At 75.2% G+C, this 15,261-nt stretch carries 17 protein-coding genes; 8 read left to right on the forward strand and 9 right to left on the reverse strand.

What is annotated here, in order from left to right; translation table 11 throughout:
• Nucleotides 1–167 precede the first annotated feature (167 nt).
• Complete coding sequence (locus BLT76_RS23850; RefSeq protein ID WP_090860812.1) at nucleotides 168–362, reverse strand: hypothetical protein; 195 nt, start codon at nucleotides 360–362, stop codon at nucleotides 168–170.
• 65 nt (nucleotides 363–427) lie between these two features.
• Here BLT76_RS23850 and BLT76_RS23855 point away from each other — a divergent pair, with 65 nt between their 5' ends.
• From BLT76_RS23855 to BLT76_RS23865, 3 genes are all read left to right on the forward strand, one after another.
• Nucleotides 428–721 carry an STAS domain-containing protein gene (locus BLT76_RS23855; protein WP_090860813.1) on the forward strand — a complete coding sequence of 98 codons (294 nt, stop codon included), beginning with the start codon at nucleotides 428–430 and terminating at the stop codon, nucleotides 719–721.
• 38 nt (nucleotides 722–759) lie between these two features.
• On the forward strand, nucleotides 760–1,170 hold the full coding sequence (locus tag BLT76_RS23860) for an ATP-binding protein (protein WP_090860814.1): 411 nt from the start codon (nucleotides 760–762) through the stop codon (nucleotides 1,168–1,170).
• 127 nt (nucleotides 1,171–1,297) lie between these two features.
• On the forward strand, nucleotides 1,298–3,871 hold the full coding sequence (locus BLT76_RS23865) for a SpoIIE family protein phosphatase (protein ID WP_090860815.1): 2,574 nt from the start codon (nucleotides 1,298–1,300) through the stop codon (nucleotides 3,869–3,871).
• A 3-nt stretch (nucleotides 3,872–3,874) separates the two neighbouring features.
• Here BLT76_RS23865 and BLT76_RS23870 read toward each other — a convergent pair whose 3' ends face one another.
• From BLT76_RS23870 to BLT76_RS23880, 3 genes are read right to left on the reverse strand one after another with little or no spacing between them, the layout of a single operon-like run.
• Entirely contained in the window at nucleotides 3,875–4,555 is a 681-nt protein-coding gene (locus tag BLT76_RS23870) for a glycosyltransferase family 2 protein (protein ID WP_170867232.1), read from the reverse strand.
• Nucleotides 4,552–5,895: a bifunctional PIG-L family deacetylase/class I SAM-dependent methyltransferase gene (locus BLT76_RS23875; protein WP_090860817.1), complete on the reverse strand. Its 1,344-nt coding sequence runs from the start codon at nucleotides 5,893–5,895 to the stop codon at nucleotides 4,552–4,554. The genes BLT76_RS23870 and BLT76_RS23875 overlap by 4 nt, the downstream gene beginning before the upstream one ends.
• The gene (locus BLT76_RS23880) at nucleotides 5,889–6,947 is read right to left on the reverse strand and encodes a hypothetical protein (RefSeq protein WP_090860818.1); all 1,059 of its coding nucleotides are present in this window, start codon (nucleotides 6,945–6,947) and stop codon (nucleotides 5,889–5,891) included. Before BLT76_RS23880 ends, BLT76_RS23875 begins: the two co-directional genes overlap by 7 nt.
• A 64-nt stretch (nucleotides 6,948–7,011) precedes the next feature.
• Between BLT76_RS23880 and BLT76_RS26015 the strand changes: the two genes are divergently transcribed.
• The gene (locus BLT76_RS26015) at nucleotides 7,012–7,188 is read left to right on the forward strand and encodes a hypothetical protein (protein ID WP_170867233.1); all 177 of its coding nucleotides are present in this window, start codon (nucleotides 7,012–7,014) and stop codon (nucleotides 7,186–7,188) included.
• Between the two features lie 3 nt (nucleotides 7,189–7,191).
• Here the strand turns inward: BLT76_RS26015 and BLT76_RS23885 are convergent, their stop codons facing one another.
• Nucleotides 7,192–7,467: an STAS domain-containing protein gene (locus BLT76_RS23885; protein WP_090860819.1), complete on the reverse strand. Its 276-nt coding sequence runs from the start codon at nucleotides 7,465–7,467 to the stop codon at nucleotides 7,192–7,194.
• A 74-nt stretch (nucleotides 7,468–7,541) separates the two neighbouring features.
• On the opposite strand from BLT76_RS23885, the gene BLT76_RS23890 reads away from it, so the two are divergent.
• The 4 genes from BLT76_RS23890 to BLT76_RS23905 all read left to right on the forward strand — a co-directional run bounded on the left by BLT76_RS23890 (nucleotide 7,542) and on the right by BLT76_RS23905 (nucleotide 11,260).
• Nucleotides 7,542–8,318: a TSUP family transporter gene (locus BLT76_RS23890; RefSeq protein ID WP_090860820.1), complete on the forward strand. Its 777-nt coding sequence runs from the start codon at nucleotides 7,542–7,544 to the stop codon at nucleotides 8,316–8,318.
• Between the two features lie 55 nt (nucleotides 8,319–8,373).
• Nucleotides 8,374–9,555: an alcohol dehydrogenase catalytic domain-containing protein gene (locus BLT76_RS23895; protein ID WP_090860821.1), complete on the forward strand. Its 1,182-nt coding sequence runs from the start codon at nucleotides 8,374–8,376 to the stop codon at nucleotides 9,553–9,555.
• A complete protein-coding gene (locus tag BLT76_RS23900) occupies nucleotides 9,552–10,160 on the forward strand; it encodes a flavodoxin family protein (protein WP_244509551.1) in 609 nt (202 codons plus the stop codon). The genes BLT76_RS23895 and BLT76_RS23900 overlap by 4 nt, the downstream gene beginning before the upstream one ends.
• A 68-nt stretch (nucleotides 10,161–10,228) precedes the next feature.
• Nucleotides 10,229–11,260: a PP2C family protein-serine/threonine phosphatase gene (locus BLT76_RS23905; protein WP_139175842.1), complete on the forward strand. Its 1,032-nt coding sequence runs from the start codon at nucleotides 10,229–10,231 to the stop codon at nucleotides 11,258–11,260.
• 4 nt (nucleotides 11,261–11,264) lie between these two features.
• On the opposite strand, the gene BLT76_RS23910 is transcribed toward BLT76_RS23905, so the two are convergent.
• Genes BLT76_RS23910 through BLT76_RS23925 form a run of 4 tightly spaced genes read right to left on the reverse strand, consistent with a single transcriptional unit; the run spans nucleotide 11,265 to nucleotide 15,252 of the window.
• Nucleotides 11,265–12,110 carry a class I SAM-dependent methyltransferase gene (locus BLT76_RS23910; RefSeq protein ID WP_170867234.1) on the reverse strand — a complete coding sequence of 282 codons (846 nt, stop codon included), beginning with the start codon at nucleotides 12,108–12,110 and terminating at the stop codon, nucleotides 11,265–11,267.
• Entirely contained in the window at nucleotides 12,107–12,841 is a 735-nt protein-coding gene (locus BLT76_RS23915) for an alpha/beta fold hydrolase (protein ID WP_211753203.1), read from the reverse strand. Before BLT76_RS23915 ends, BLT76_RS23910 begins: the two co-directional genes overlap by 4 nt.
• Before the next feature lie 15 nt (nucleotides 12,842–12,856).
• On the reverse strand, nucleotides 12,857–14,572 hold the full coding sequence (locus tag BLT76_RS23920; protein ID WP_090860823.1) for a sensor histidine kinase: 1,716 nt from the start codon (nucleotides 14,570–14,572) through the stop codon (nucleotides 12,857–12,859).
• Complete coding sequence (locus tag BLT76_RS23925) at nucleotides 14,569–15,252, reverse strand: response regulator transcription factor (protein WP_211753205.1); 684 nt, start codon at nucleotides 15,250–15,252, stop codon at nucleotides 14,569–14,571. Before BLT76_RS23925 ends, BLT76_RS23920 begins: the two co-directional genes overlap by 4 nt.
• Nucleotides 15,253–15,261 lie beyond the last annotated feature (9 nt).

Here is a 15,261-nt window from a genome sequence, read left to right on the forward strand (position 1 = left end):
TCTCGGGTGCGGGGGTTTCGAGACGGTCGCTGCGCGACCTCCTCAACCTCCGGCGTGAGGTGAGGAGGGACGGGGTCACGTCTCGAAACCCGGTGGGTCGGTGTCGTTCCCTCGGGTGCGGGGGTTTCGGGACGGTCGCTGCGCGACCTCCTCAACCACCGGGGTGGCTACGACGCGGCGAGCTCCGCGACGACCAGCCGGAAGCGCACCTCGTCGAGCCAGGCCACCTGGTGCTCGCGGTGCGCCCGGACCAGGGTCAGCCGCAGCGGGGCGGAGAGCTCGGGGCGGGTGCGCTCGACCTCGTCGAGGAGGCGGGTCAGCTCCAGGTAGGTGCGGACGTCGTCGGCGGTCGGGTCGCTCACGCCGCGATCGTGACCGGTCGGAGCGTCCGGGAGGTGACGAGGAGGGGGACACTAGGCTGCGAGCCATGCAGGAACGACCGCTGTCCTCGGCGTACGACCCGGACACCCGCACGCTCGCCTTCTCGGGCACCGTCGACGAGACCAGCCTCGACGTCTTCCGCGCGGACATCGCTGCGGCCGGCACGCCGGTCGTCATCGACCTGAGCGACGTCGACTACTTCCCGAGCGTGGCCATCGCGGCCCTGATTGGGGCGACCCGGAGCGACGACGGGTCGGCGTCCAGCGAGCTGCTCGCGGCCGAGGGGACCGTCGCCCAACGGGTCCTCCGGATCTGTGGCCTTCCCCACCGCACCTCGTGAGCGGATTGGGCGAGGGCGGTCCCGGGCACCAGGAAGACATGCAGTCACTGTCGGTGCCCCCGGAGGCGGACCGGGTCCGCCTCCCGTTCGAGGTGTCCTCGGTGACGGCTGCCCGTGGGTTCGTGACCGACGAGCTGGAGGCGCGCGGCGCCGCGCGGCACGTGGTCGAGGACGCCAACATCGTGGTCGGCGAGCTGGTGATGAACGCGGTGCGGCACGGTCGCCCGCACGACGACGGGACCATCGAGGTCGCCTGGGTGCTCCTCGACGGTGCTCTGCGGTTCAGCGTCTGCGACGGGGGCCAGGTCGATCGGCTCGAGGCGTCGATGCCCTCGGCGACCTCCTTCGGCGGTCGCGGCCTGGCCATGGTGGAGCGGCTGTGCGGCGCCTGGGGCTACGACACCTCGGCCGGCACCCGCGTCGTCGCCGACATCCCGGCCGCCGGCTGATCCCACCCTCCCGGATCCGACCCGATCGGGGTCGGGGCCGTGCGACGATGCCGCCACTGAACAACGCGCGCTGTAGCGGCGAACCACCTGGAGTGCCCGTGCCCCACCACGCCCCCGCCGGTCGACCATGACCGGCCCGGGTCCCTTCGCCACGGGCGGTCCGTCCTCGGAGCACGACGAGGCCGGGCCGTCGCGCGAGCAGCACGCCCGGCGGCTCGCGGGGCAGACCGACGGCATCCCGGCGCTCAACCGGCTGGCCGACCTGGCCGCCCGGCTGACCGGGGCCGGGTCGGCCCAGGTGTCGATCATCGCCGACGACCAGACGGTGATGGGCGGCGTGGGCGACGCGGCCGACTCGGTCGGTGGCCGGTCGCCGGCCGCGGACTCGCTGTGCACCGTGACCGTGCGGGCCGACGGACCGGTCGTGGTCGTCGACGCCGCCGGTGATCCGCGGGTCGACGCGCTGCCGCCGGTGACCTCGGGGGTCGTCGGGTCCTATCTCGGCGTGCCGCTGGTCGCGGACGGTCATACGGTCGGTGCGCTCTGCGTCTTCGACCGCGCCCCGCGCGAGTGGAGCGAGCAGGACGTCTCGCTGCTCGAGCAGCTCGCCGGCCCGGTGCTGGCCGAGCTGGAGCTGGCGGCCCTGACCGCGTCGTACGACGACGACCGGCTGCTCTGGCAGCTCGCCGTGGACGCCGCCGGGGTGGGCGTCTTCGACTGGGACCTGGCCACCGGCGAGCTGCGCTGGGACGAGCGGCTGCTGGTCCTGTTCGGGCTGACCCGCGAGACCTTCGGCGGCACCATCGAGGCGTTCAACGCATCGGTGCACGTCGAGGACCGGGAACGGGTCGCCGCCGCCCTCTCGGGGGCCATCGCGACCTGCAGCGGCTACGCCGCGGAGTACCGCGTGGTCCGGCCCACCGGCGAGGTCTGCTGGATCTCCGCGCGCGGGCGGGCCGTCGCCGGACCCGACGGCGAGGCCGCCCGGGTCGTCGGGGCGGCGTACGACACGACGGCCGTGCAGGACGGCGAGGCCCGCGTCGCCCGGGTCCTGGAGACGATGCCCTCGGCGTTCTTCGCCGTGGACCGCGACTGGCGGTTCACCTACGCCAACGCCGAGGCGCTCCGGCTGCTCGGCGGGATCGGGATGCCCCTGGTCGGCGGGGTGCTCTGGGAGCTCTTCCCGGCCGCGGTCGGGAGCGAGTTCGAGCGGAGCTACCGCCATGCCATGGAGACCGGCGAGCCGGTCGAGTTCGAGGCGTACTACCCGGTGCCCCTCGACACCTGGTACGAGGTGCGGGTCTGGCCGAGTCCGGACGGGCTGTCGGTCTACTTCGTCGACGTCACCGCGCGGCGCACGGCCGAGGAGGCCGTCGCCCGCGCGGGGCGGCGCTCGACGCTGCTGGCTGAGGTGACCCGCTCGCTGTCCGACACCCTCGACGCCGAGGAGGCGGTCGCCCGGCTGGCTCAGCTGGTCGTGCCCGTGCTCGGGGACTGGTGCGTCGTGACCCTGGTCGAGGGGAACGGGCCGGTCGCCGGCCACGGCTGGCGGCACCGGCTGCGCGACATCGGCGCCTGGCACCACGACCCCGAGCGCCGCGGCCTCGTCCAGCGGTACGCCGAGGTGCGGCTGCCGGCCCTCACGGACTCGTCGTACGTCGCGCAGGCCCTGGGCCGGTCCGAGCCGGTCGTGGTCCGCCGCGGGGCGACCGACGCGATCGCGGCCGTGCTGGAGCCGGGCGAGGCCCGGGACCTCTTCGGACGGCTCGGACCGGACGCGGCGGTCGTCGTACCCCTGCGCGGCCGGGCGCGCACGGTCGGGCTGCTGAGCGTCTTCCGGGACCGGCGCCTGGGGACCTACACCTCCGACGACCTCGACCTGCTGACCGAGGTCGCGGTGCGCGCCGGTTCGGCGCTCGACAACGCCCGGGCCTTCTCCCAGCAGCAGGACCTCGCCCTGGGCCTGCAGCGCAGCATGCTCACCGCGCCGCCGCAGCCCGAGCACCTGCAGGTCGCGGTGCGCTACGAGCCCGCGGCCGAGTCCGCCCAGGTGGGCGGCGACTGGTACGACGCGTTCCAGCAGCCGGACGGCTCGACCAGCCTGGTGATCGGCGACGTGGTCGGCCACGACACCGCGGCGGCCGCCGCCATGGGTCAGGTGCGCAGCCTGCTGCGCGGGATCGCGGTGACGACCGGCGAGGGGCCGGCCGGCGTGTTGCGCCGCGTGGACGGGGCGATCCAGACCCTGCAGGTCGAGACGACCGCGACGGCGGTGGTCGCCCGCCTCGAGCAGACCGACGCGGAGCGCGATACCGGGACGATGCGCTTCCGGTGGTCCAACGCCGGGCACCCGCCGCCCCTGGTGGCGATGCCGCCGACGGGACGCCCCGACGACCCGGTCGAGGTCTGGCCGCTGTGGGCGGCCACCTCCCAGCTGCTGCTGGGGCTGCACCCCGACACCGAGCGTGACGAGTCCGTGGTGGCGCTGCCGCGCGGAGCCACCGTGCTGCTCTACACCGACGGCCTCGTGGAGCACCGCGGGCAGAGCCTCGACGAGGGCCTGGCTGCCATGCAGGCGTTGCTGGCCCGGTTGGTCGCGGACGACGTACCGCTCGAGGAGCTCTGCGACCGGCTGCTGCGCGGCCTGCTGCCGGAGCTCCCCGACGACGACGTCGCGTTGGTCGCGGTCCGGCTCACCTGAGCCTCACCTGACGTCGCGGAGCCCGCGCAGGTAGCCGGAGAAGCCGCCGCCGACCCGGCCGTGCAGCCGGCCGGAGGTGGTCACCGGCGGCCCGGCCGCGGCGGGTACCTCGGCGGCGAGCATCGCGTCGACCAGGTGCCGGTCCTCGTGCTCGGGCAGCCGGGGCCAGCCGCCGGCGGCGCAGTAGGCGTCGAGCCGGAACCCGAGGTTGGCACCGTGCACGTGGACGCCGAGGGCGGCCGCGGCGTGCCGGCGTCGCCAGGCCCGCCAGGTGCCGCGGTCCAGGTCTCGGCGGTCGGGGACGGCGGGACCGACCACCAGCCCGATGCCAGTGGCCGCCAGCGCGAGCTGGTCGCGCAGCCAGCCCGGGGGGACCCGGGTGTCGGCGTCGGTGCTCGCCAGCCACGTCCGGTCGTCGGGGGCGGGCGGGAGCAGGGCGAGCCCGGCCGCGACGCCCGCGCGCCGGGCCGCCCCGACGCAGCCCGCGTCGGTCTCGACGACGTGCACCCCGGCCGCCCGGGCCAGGTCGGCGGTGCGATCGCGGCAACGGTCGGCGACGACCACGATGGCCACCTCGCGATGCCCGATCTCCACGGCGCGGGCCAAGGCGTCGAGGCAGGCCGGCAGGAGGGTCTCCTCGTCGCGGGCGGGCACCACGACGAGGACCCGGTCGACCGCGCTCACGCCTCCGCCCGCGGATCGGGCAGCACCGCGGGGTCGGCCAGCACGAGCAGCTCGACGTCGCGGTCCACGTAGCGCGCCACCACCGGCCGTACGCCGGCCGCCACCACGGTCGCGTGCACCGCAGGGCCGTCCAGCGGCCATCCCTCGACCTCGTGGCGCCAGTGGGCGAGCACCAGCACGCCGTCGACCGCCAGGGTCGCGCGAACCAGCTCGACCACGTCGTCCAGGTCGACCGGGCTGAGGAAGTAGCCGACCTCCGACAGCACGACCAGGTCGAATCCGCCGGCCGGGGGAGCGGGCCACTGCGCGGGCACCGCGCCCCGTCGTACCGTCACGCCGGCGGAGCCGGCCAGCCGCTCGCGGGCGGCGGCGACCGCGGACGGGCTCGCGTCGAGCACGAGGAGCTCGTCGCAGCGCTCAGCCAGGTCGGCGGCCAGGGCGCCGGTCGAGGATCCGACCTCCAGGCCGTGCCGGAACCGGGCCCGGGGGAGCGCCGCCAGCAGCAGGGCGCGCTTGCGGGCCTCGTACAACCGGGTGTCCGCGCCCCAGGGGTCAGCCTCGACGGCGTGCAGGTCGTCGAGCGCGGCGTCGTACGGCCGCTCGGCGATGAACAGCTCGCGCGGGCCGGCGAAGTGCTCCAGCAGCTCGGGCGCGAGCAGCACCTCGTCGCCCGGGCGGTCGGACAACGGCGCGACCTGGCTGCGGTGGGCGGCCTGGGCCCGCTCCCGCGCGTCCCGGTCGGCGTCGGCGAGCGTGTGCGAGCGGAGGTCGGTCCACGGCGCGTCCTCGGGGTCGCCCCAGTGCCAGAACCAGACGGGGTACTCCAGCAGTCGCGCGCCGGTCCGGGCCGCGGCGGTGGCCGCGGCCCGGCCGGCGGCCTCGTGGTCGGGGTGGGCGTCGCGGCGCCACGGCGCGACCAGGAGGGTACGGCGACCGTCGCCGACCAGGTCGACCAGCGTCCGGGCGAGGTGGTCCTCGTGGCCGGCCAGCCCGCCGTCGGGCAGCCCGAGCATCCGTACGCGAGCACTCGGCGCGGCCGCGGCGACGGCGTCCTGCAGCTCGCCGCGCCGGACCGCCGCCAGTCGCTCGGGGGTGTGCGTGGGGGAGTCGGGGTGGCTGGCCTCGCCGTCGGTGGCCGCGACCACGTCGACCACCCAGCCGGCCCGGTCGGCGCGCGCGAGGAGGCCGCCGGCGCCCAGCGACTCGTCGTCGGGGTGGGCGGCGACGACCACGAGCCGGTCGACGTCGGACAGATCCAGCTCCGGGACGTCGCCGTGGCGGGGGTGGCCGGTCCAGCCGAGCGGCGGCGTGCCGGGCAGGTGGTGGGCGAAGGTCACCACGGGGCCTCCTCGGGGTGGTGCTCGGCCAGCATCCCGCCCAGCCCGGCGGCGTCCCGCTCGGCGTGGTGCTGGCGGACGTAGAGGGCCAGGTCGGCGACCCGGGCGACGTGCTCGGGCTCCTGGCTCAGCGGGCCCGGGCCGACGGCGTGCGCGACGTGGCGGCCGACCAGCTCGACGGCGGTCGCGACGACATGCCGGACCCGGGCGCCGAGCAGGACCGCGCCCGGGCCGGTGACCCCGCCCGCGTCCACGACCGCCGCCGCCTCGGCCAGCGTGGCGCGGGCTCCGGCGAGGGCGGCGTCGACCTCGCCGAGGTGCATCAGGGCCAGCTGGTCGGGCTCGCGCTCGCGGACCTGCCGGGCCAGCCGGCGGGCCAGGCCCACGGCGCCGCCGTACCAGACGGCGGCCACGCCGATCCCGCCCCACCAGAAGCCGTCGCGCTCGAGGTACCAGCCCGTCGTACCGACGGGTCGGGCCGCGACCGCGGTCATCGCGACCGGCGTGGTGACCACCTCGGCGAGCCCCGCCGGGACCCAGCGACCGTCCTCGACCGTCACACCGGGGTCGGCCATCTCGACCGCGAAGAGCCGGCGCTGGTGGTCCCCGACCCAGGCGGTGACCAGGCCGTGGGTGAGCGAGCCGGCCAGGGAGCACCAGGGCTTGCGGCCGTCGAGGACCCAGCCGGCCTCGTCGCTGCCCTGCGCGGTCAGCCGGGCGTTCGGCCCCTCGGCGGCCCACACGCCCCAGGTCGAGTCCGCGGGCGGCGTCGTCCCGTCCTCGGCCAGGATCGCCAGCGCGTCGAGGTGCGGCTCGAGCATCCGGGCCACGCTCAGGTCCTGGGCACCGACGCTGGCGAGCAGCTCCCAGCGTCGTGCCGTCCCGCCGGAGGCGGGGTGCGGCACCCGCGGCCCGAGTCCGGCTGCCCAGCGGAGCACCGCCTCGACGTCCGCCGGGTCGAGCCCACGGGCGGAGCGGGCCGCCTCGCCGGGCAGCGCGTCGTCCGCGGTGGGCGGGGACGTCAGCAGGACGGGACGTACGGCGGTCTCGGGCACGCCTCCCGAGTGTCCTCGCCGGAACCCGGAGAAACTCACCCCTGCGGTGGGTACGGGGTACGGCATGTACACCGACGAGAAGCCCTGCTCGGTCTGCGGCTCCGAGGTCCGCCTCCGCGCCCGGGACGGCGTCGTCGAGCCGGACGGTCCCGTCGGGCCGAGCGACGGGGTCGTGGGCGGCGGCGACCCGACGGTCGACGAGCGGGTCTGCACCAACCCGGAGTGCCCGACGAACGCCTGACGCTCAGGTGCTCCGGTGCGGGATCCGGTACATGTCGAGCACCTGGTCGGCCGCCGAGCCGTGCCGGGCCAGGACCTCGAGGCCGTCGCCGCCGACCCGGCGCAGGGTGGCGACCAGCAGGCTGATCCCGATGCTGGCCAGGTGGGTCAGACCCGAGAGATCGAGCTCGACCGGGCCCGCCGAGGTCGCGCTGTCGAGGCTCTCGCGGGCCAGCTCGATCGACACCTCGTCCAGCTCGCCGGTGAACACCAGTCGGGAGCCTTCCGTCGAGACCTGCATGCCCGAGAGCCTGCCCGGTCTCGCGGGACTGACACTCCGCCCGCGCCGGTCGCCCGGTGCCCTAGGTTGCCGCCATGGAGTGGCAGCGCGACCTGGTGGCCCTCCTGGTCGGGCTGGTCGTCGCCACCCTGACCGCGCCGGTCGGCGTCTCCGGGGCGGTGTTTCTGCTGCCGGTGCAGCTGTCGGTCCTGCACGTGCCCAACCCTCAGGTCACGCCGACCAACCTGCTGTTCAACGTCGTCTCCGGGCCCGGGGCGCTGTGGCGCTACTGGCGGCGCGGGCAGCTGGAGCCGACCCTGGTCCGGTCTCTCGTCGTCGGCTGCGTCCCCGGCGTCGTGGTGGGGGCGGTGCTCCGCGTGCATGTCGTCAGCGACCCGACGGTCTTCCGGCTGGTCGCGGCCGCGGTGCTGCTGCCGACCGGGTTGCTGATCCTCCGACCCCGCCGCGGGGGCGTCGTACGACGGGCGCGAGGGCTGCCGCCGCGCACCGTGACCGCCCTGGCCCTGGTCGTCGGGGTGATCGGCGGGCTCTACGGCATCGGCGGCGGCTCGGTGCTGGGCCCGCTGCTCGTCGGGAGCGGGATGGCGGTGAGCGTGGTCGCCCCCGCCGCGCTGGCCTCCACCCTGGTGACGTCGGTCGTCGGGGTGCTCGCCTTCGCCGGGCTGTCGCTCGGCCAGCCCGGCTCGATCGCCCCGGACTGGTCGGTCGGCCTGGCGGCGGGGCTCGGCGGCCTGGTCGGCGGGTACGCCGGCGCCGCCCTCCAGCCCCACCTCCCCGAGACCCTGCTCCGCCGCGCGCTCGGGTTGGCCGCTGTGGCCATCGCCGTGCTCTACCTGGTCCAGGCCCGCTGACCCGTCACCCCTACGGGTGCGTGGCTCCCGACGGCCTGCGGGTCACCGGACAGACATGTTGGCTGCGACGTGGCAAGGACCCCGCGACATCCGGGTGGAGGAGGTGCCGGACCCGACGATCGTCGATCCCACCGACGCGATCATCCGGGTCACGTCCACCGGCCTCTGCGGCTCGGACCTGCACCTCTACGAACCGCTGGGAGCCTTCATGACTCCCGGCGACATCGTCGGCCACGAGCCGATGGGCGTGGTCGTCGAGGTCGGACCGGAGGTGCGCGAGCTGAAGGTCGGCGACCGGGTCGTGGTCCCGTTCAACATCAGCTGCGGGTCCTGCTGGACCTGTGAGCGGAAGCTCTACAGCCAGTGCGAGACCACCCAGAACCGCGACCAGGGCACCGGTGCGAGCCTGCTCGGCTTCAGCAAGCTGTACGGCGCCGTGCCCGGTGGCCAGGCGGAGTACCTGCGGGTGCAGTTCGCCGACTTCCTCCCGGTGAAGGTCCCCGAGGGGCCGTCGGACGACCGCTTCCTCTTCCTCTCCGACGTGCTCCCGACCGCCTGGCAGGGCGTGCGGTACGCCGACGTCCCCGCGGGCGGCACGCTGCTGGTCGTCGGCGCCGGACCGATCGGCGACATGGCCACCCGCATCGCCCGGCACGAGGGTCTGCGCGTGATCACCGTGGACCGGGTCCCGGAGCGGCTGGCCCGGGTGGCGGCGCGCGGGGCCGAGACGATCGACCTCGACGCCGTGGACGACCTCGGCGAGGAGGTCCGCTCCCGCACCGGGGGGCGCGGTGCCGACGCCGTCATCGACGCCGTCGGCATGGAGGCGCACGGCAACCCGGTGGCCGAGAAGATGATCAAGGCCGTCGGCCTGCTGCCCGACGCCGTCGCGCAGCCGTTGATGAAGAACGCCGGCATCGACCGGCTCGCGGCCCTGCACCAGGGCATCGACGCCGTACGCCGTGGCGGGACCGTCTCCGTCCTGGGCGTGTACGGCGGCGCGACCAGCCCGATGCCGCTCATGCAGATGTTCGACAAGCAGATCCAGCTGCGCATGGGCCAGGCCAACGTCCGCGCCTGGACCGACGACATCCTCCCGCTGCTCACCGACGACGCCGACCCGCTCGGCACCGAGTCGTTCGCGACGCACCGGCTGCCGCTCAGCGAGGCCCCGGAGGCGTACGCGAAGTTCCGTGACAAGGAGGACGGCATGGTCAAGGTCGTGTTCACGCCGTGAGCGACCTGACCTCGCTCGTCCTGGTCTGCACCCTGAAGCCCTCGCCGGCCGAGTCGAGCTCGATGCTGCTGGGCCGGCAGGTCCTCGACGAGCTCGCCGCTCACGGCGCCCCGGGCGAGGTCGTGCGGGTGGCCGATCACACGGTGAAGTTCGGGGTCAGCACGGACGAGGGCGATGGCGACGAGTGGCCGGACATTCGCGCGAAGATGCTGGCCTCTGACGTCCTCGCGGTCGTGACCCCGATCTGGATGGGCCAGCCCGCCTCGCTCAGCAAGGTGGTGATGGAACGGCTGGACGCCGAGATCAGCGAGACCGACGACGAGGGCCGGATGCTGACCTTCGGCAAGGTGGCTCTGGTCGGAGTGGTCGGCAACGAGGACGGCGCTCACCACGTGGTCGCCGAGCTTCTCCAGGCCCTGAACGACACCGGCTTCTCGGTCGCGGCGAACGCCGGAACCTACTGGGTCGGCGAAGCGATGGGGTCCGTCGACTACCAGGACCTCGACGAGACCCCCGAGAAGACCGCGTCGACGACGCGGACCTCGGCGGCGAACGCCGTGCACCTGGCTCGGTCGTTGAAGGCGGCGCCGTACCCGCCGTCCTGATCCGTGGTCTAGGCCCGGGAGGGGTTCGGCGACGGAATGTCGACCGGCCTGCAAGGATAAGAGGCGTGATGACGAGTTGGTCGCGGCACCCGCGCGAGAACCTGGGGCTGCTGATCGGGCTCGTGCTCCTGGCCGGACTGACCACGATCTCCGTGGTCGGGGAGCTGCAGCTCACCACCGCGATGGTCGCGGCTCCCATCGTGGCCTCGTTCCTCGCCGACGTCCGGCGCACGGCCGTGGTGGCCGTCGGCGCTGTCCTCGCCTCGGCCTTCGGCGGCCTCTGGCTGGACCTGCCGATGACCGGCTCCTACTGGTTCCGCGTCGGCCTGTGCATCGGCCTCTCCGTCCTGGCCACGGTCTCCGCGCTGCTGCGCGACCGCCGCGAGGCGCGGCTGCGCCGGATGATCGTGATCGCCGAGACCGCCCAGCGGGCGGTCCTGCGGTCGATGCCGACGGCGATCGGCTCGGTCGGGCTGGCCGCGCGCTACGTCTCGGCCAGCGAGGAGGCCCTGGTGGGCGGCGACCTCTACGAGGTCGCGGCCACGCCGTACGGCGTCCGCGTGATCGTCGGAGACGTGCGGGGCAAGGGCCTCGAGGCCGTGCAGACCGCTGCCGCCGTGCTGGGCGCCTTCCGGGCCGCGGCGTTCACCGAGCCGGACCCGGCCAGCCTCGCCCGCCGGATCGACGAGGCGCTGCTGCAGCACATCGGCGACGAGGAGTTCGTGACCGCGATCCTGGGCCAGTTCCACGGTGAGCACGTCGTGCTGGCCAACTGCGGCCACCACCCGCCGCTGCTGGTCACCCACGCGGGCGCCGCACTCGTCGACACCGGCGAGCCGACACTGCCGCTCGGCCTGGGCAGCGCCCCGGTCCTCTCCGAGCACACCTGGCCGGCCGGCAGCCGGCTGCTGTTCTACACCGACGGCCTGGTCGAGGCCCGGGATCGTCAGGGGGAGTTCTTCCCGCTCGACGACTTCGCCACCGAGCTGGGCGAGGGCCCGGTCGACGAGGCCCTGGACCGGCTGGTCGAGCGGCTGCTGACCTTCGGCTCGCACGACACCAGCGACGACGTCGCCCTCGTGCTGGCCCAGAACGGCTGATCGCTCAGGCGGACGCCGTGACCAACCAGGTCGCGGCGGGCAGCTGGAGCGCTCCGTCGACGAGGGTCGCGCGGAGCTCGGCGCGGACCTCGTCGAGGAGCGCCGTCCACGCCGCAGCCCCCAGCTCGGGCTCCAGACGGGCCCGCGCGTCCCGCCCGGTGCCGGTGGCCAGGATGGTGGCCAGCCGCTCCTCGACGCCGTCGCTGGTGGCGGTGGAGTAGTCGAGGGCGACGTCGAGCGCCTTGACGGCGACCCGGTCCCACCCGGCGTCGGCCAGGACCGTCCGGACCCGGTCCGGGTCGGCGAAGGCCCGGGGGCCGGGCGCGCCGTCGGGGTCACGCTCCACCGGCGGGAGCCGGCGGGTGAGCACCTCGGTGCCCCGGGTGAAGATCGGGTTCTCGGCATCGCCGCGCCAGCAGACGAAGGCCAGCCGGCCGCCGGGCGCGGCCGCGGTCCGGATCCGGGTGAAGGCCTCCACCGGGTCGGCGAAGAACATCACCCCGAAGCGGGACACCACCCGGTCGAAGGCCGGGCCCGGCGCGGCGGCCAGCAGGTCGGTCGACTGGGCGTCCGCGAGGAGGACCTCGGCGACGGGGACCCGGCGCCGTGCGGCCTCGACCATCGTCGGGGAGATGTCGACGCCGACCGGCGTCGCTCCCGACGCCGCAGCCGCCTCGAGGAGGGTGCCCGAGCCGCAGCCGACGTCGAGCACCCGGTGCCCCGGCTCGATCGCCGCGGCCGCGAGCAGGGCCGTGGTGATCGGCGCGAACGCCGCGTCGAAGGTCTGTTCCTGCTCGACCCACCCGGCGCCGACGTCGGTCCAGGTGCTGCGCATCCCGTCGTTGCTCATGGTCTCTCCTGCAGGAAGTCGTGGACGATACGGCCGACCAGACCGGGACGCTCGACCACCAGCAGGTGGCTGGCCCCGGGGACGATGCAGAGCTGGGCGTCCGGGACGGCGCTCGCGATCGTCAGGGTGTGCTCGGTGCTGATGCTGTCGCGGTCGCCGGCCATCACCAGCGTCCGCGCGGTCACGCCGGCCAGCGACGCGGGCACGATCTGCGGCTGCTGGGTCCACAGCGCCATCAGCCGCTCGGTGACGACCGGAGCGTGCTCCGGACCGTCGGGGGAGAGCTCGTCGTACTCCCGATCGATCTGCGCCGAAGCCGCCTGCCACGCCGCGCTGGGGGTGCGGTCCCCGGTCACGAAGCCGGACGGGTCCAGGTTGCCGCTGATCGTCACGAGCGAGCGGACCCGCCCGGGGTGGTCGCGGGCCAGCAGCAGCCCGATGATCGCGCCGTCGCTGAAGCCCACCACGTGGGCGTCGCTGAGGCCGACGGCGTCGAGGTAGGCCAGCGTCTCGTCGACCATCGCGCCGTAGTCGAAGGCCCGGCCGTGGTCGGGCGTGCGTCCGTGGGCGGCCCGCTCCGGCGCGTGCACGAGGTACGACGGGGTCAGCTCGCCTGACATCGCCCGCATGGTCTCGATCGAGCAGAACCCGCCGTGCAGGAGCAGCAGCGGCTCACCGGCGCCGGTGATCTCGTGGTAGCTGCGGTGACCGGACACGTCCAGGTAGGGCACGTCCCGATCCTCTCATCAGCGGCCCGGAGCGCTGGGCGAGTCGGGTTCGCCGGGTTCGCCGGGGAGGGTGAGTGCGACGGTGGTGCCCCGGCCCACGGTGCTGGTGACCTCGACCGCACCGCCGTGCGCCTCGGTGATCTGGCGGACGATGGCCAGGCCCAGTCCGCTGCCGCCCGTGGCCCGGCTCCGCGACGGGTCGACGCGGCGGAACCGCTCGAACACGTGCGGCAGCTCGTCGGCGGGGATCCCCTCCCCGGTGTCGGACACGGCGATCCTGCCGGAGGAGCCGGCGAGGGTGACCCGGCCGCCGCGGGGCGTGTGACGCAGCGCGTTGGCGACCAGGTTGCCGACCGCCTGACGCAGCCGGACCGGGTCGGCGCGCACGCCCGAGCCGGGCTCGGCCGCGACGTCCAGCTCGATCCCGGCCGCCTCGGCCGCGCCGCCGAACGCCTCGGCGACCTGGGCCAGGAACAGCGCCAGGTCGACCGGTGCCGGCTCGAGCCGGAGCTCGCCGGCGTCCCCGAGCGCGAGGTCGTGCAGGTCGTCGACGAGCCGCTGCAGATGCAGGGTCTCCTCGTGCAGGCTGGCCAGCAGACGGTCGTCGGGCTCGACCAGCCCGTCCTGCGCCGCCTCGAGCCAACCGCGCACGTTGGCGAGCGGGGTCCGCAGCTCGTGCGAGACGTCGCCGACCAGGCGCCGCCTGGCCTCCTCCAGCTGCTGCCGGCGCTCGGCCATCCGGTTGAACGCCTGGGCCACCTCGCCGACCTCGTCGGGGCGCCGGGCCGGCACCCGGGCGCCCAGGTCGCCGTCCCCGGCCCGCTGGGCCACGGCGGCCATCCGGCGCAGCGGGCGGACCACGCTCCCCGCGAGCACCGCGCAGAGCAGCAACGTGACCAGGAGGACCGCGCCGGCCAGCCAGGCGATGCGGAGCTGGGCGGCCCGGGAGAAGTCCCACAGCACGTCCGCGGTCGACTCCGAGCCGTCGGCGACGAACAGCAGGGCCGCGGGGGCGACGTACCCCGAGAGCGCGGCGCGGCGGGCCCGGTCCGCGCAGCGGGCCACGGTGCCGTGGCGCTCCCGGTAGGCGACGATGACCGAGAAGTCCTCGACGACCGCCTCGACCGGCGCCAGCCCGGCCCGGCCCAGGCAGCGGTCGACCAGGGCCTGCAGGCGGGTCCATGCGCGGGTGTCGTCGGAGTCGGCGAACGGTCCGAGGGCCCGGCTGTCGAGCGCTCCGGGCGGCGCGACGGCGTAGCGCCGGCAGCCCTCGCCGTCGCCCTCGTCGCACGGGATGACCGCGGGCTCGGCGACGGCCGCCGTGGCGGGGAGCTCCAGGGTGTCGCGCAGGACCGTGTCGACGTCCAGCGGGTCGAGCGTGGCGCGGGCACGTGCCGGGTCGCGCGGGTCGGTGCGGTCCTCGGAGTCGACCAGCGCCCGACCCCTCAGGTCGGTGACGCTGACCCGGTGGCCCGCTTGCCGCGCCAGGCGGTCCACGAGCGGGGCGGCCGCGGCCCAGTCCCGGTGGGTCGCGGCGAAGTCGACGAGCGCGTCGTAGGTCCGGGCGTCGGTGTGCAGCGACTCCTGCTCCTCCTCGCGGACCGCGACCGTGGTCGCCCGCACGGTCGCCCAGGTGGCGGCGGCCACCGCGACCAGCGCCACCACGGCGGCGATGCCGAAGATCCGGACGAACAGGCTGCGGCGCCAGGGCACCCGGGTGCGAGGACCGCTCACGGGGCGACCGCGCAGGCGTACCCGACGCCGTAGACCGTGCGGATCAGCGCCGGGTCGAGCTTCTTGCGGAGGTTGGCCACGTGCACGTCGACCGTACGGCGGGTCACGTGCCCGCTCTCGCCGTGGGAGCGGGCGATGAGCTGCTCGCGGCTGAACACCCGGCCCGGCTCGGCGGCCAGGGTCTCCAGCAGCGCGAACTCGCCCGCCGTGCAGTCGACGGGCACGCCGCGCCAGTGGACCTCATGGGTGGCGGGCGCGACCACCAGCTCGCCGACCGTGATCGGCGGGCGCGCGACCCCGCTCGACGACACCCGGTGGCGCCGCAGCAGCGAGCGCACCCGAGCCATCAGCTCCCGGGGGCTGTAGGGCTTGGTGAGGAAGTCGTCGGCGCCCAGATCGAGCGCGTCGAGCAGGTCGTCCTCGCCGGCCCGGGCCGTGAGCACCAGGATCGGCACCGCCTCCGACTCCGGCTGCGACCGCAGGATCCGGCAGACGTCGAGGCCGTCGAGGCGGGGCATCATCACGTCGAGGACCAGCAGGTCCGGGACGCGGCGCCGTACCTCGTCGACCGCCGCGCGGCCGTCGCCCACGACCGTGACCTCGTGGCCCTCCGCGACGGCGTACCGCCGGACCAGCTCGGCCTGCTTGGGATCGTCCTCGGCGATCAGGATGCGTGCCACGCCGCGACC

The organism is Nocardioides lianchengensis, assembly GCF_900101465.1.
Taxonomy (GTDB): Bacteria; Actinomycetota; Actinomycetes; order Propionibacteriales; family Nocardioidaceae; genus Nocardioides; species Nocardioides lianchengensis.

Coding starts and splice junctions, on each gene's coding strand:
- BLT76_RS23855 (WP_090860813.1), top strand. CDS start 428: ATGCAGGAACGACCGCTGTCCTCGGCGTACGACCCGGACACCCGCACG.
- BLT76_RS23860 (WP_090860814.1), top strand. CDS start 760: ATGCAGTCACTGTCGGTGCCCCCGGAGGCGGACCGGGTCCGCCTCCCG.
- BLT76_RS23865 (WP_090860815.1), top strand. CDS start 1,298: ATGACCGGCCCGGGTCCCTTCGCCACGGGCGGTCCGTCCTCGGAGCAC.
- BLT76_RS26015 (WP_170867233.1), top strand. CDS start 7,012: ATGTACACCGACGAGAAGCCCTGCTCGGTCTGCGGCTCCGAGGTCCGC.
- BLT76_RS23885 (WP_090860819.1), bottom strand. CDS start 7,467: ATGCAGGTCTCGACGGAAGGCTCCCGACTGGTGTTCACCGGCGAGCTG.
- BLT76_RS23890 (WP_090860820.1), top strand. CDS start 7,542: ATGGAGTGGCAGCGCGACCTGGTGGCCCTCCTGGTCGGGCTGGTCGTC.
- BLT76_RS23895 (WP_090860821.1), top strand. CDS start 8,374: ATGTTGGCTGCGACGTGGCAAGGACCCCGCGACATCCGGGTGGAGGAG.
- BLT76_RS23905 (WP_139175842.1), top strand. CDS start 10,229: ATGACGAGTTGGTCGCGGCACCCGCGCGAGAACCTGGGGCTGCTGATC.
- BLT76_RS23910 (WP_170867234.1), bottom strand. CDS start 12,110: ATGAGCAACGACGGGATGCGCAGCACCTGGACCGACGTCGGCGCCGGG.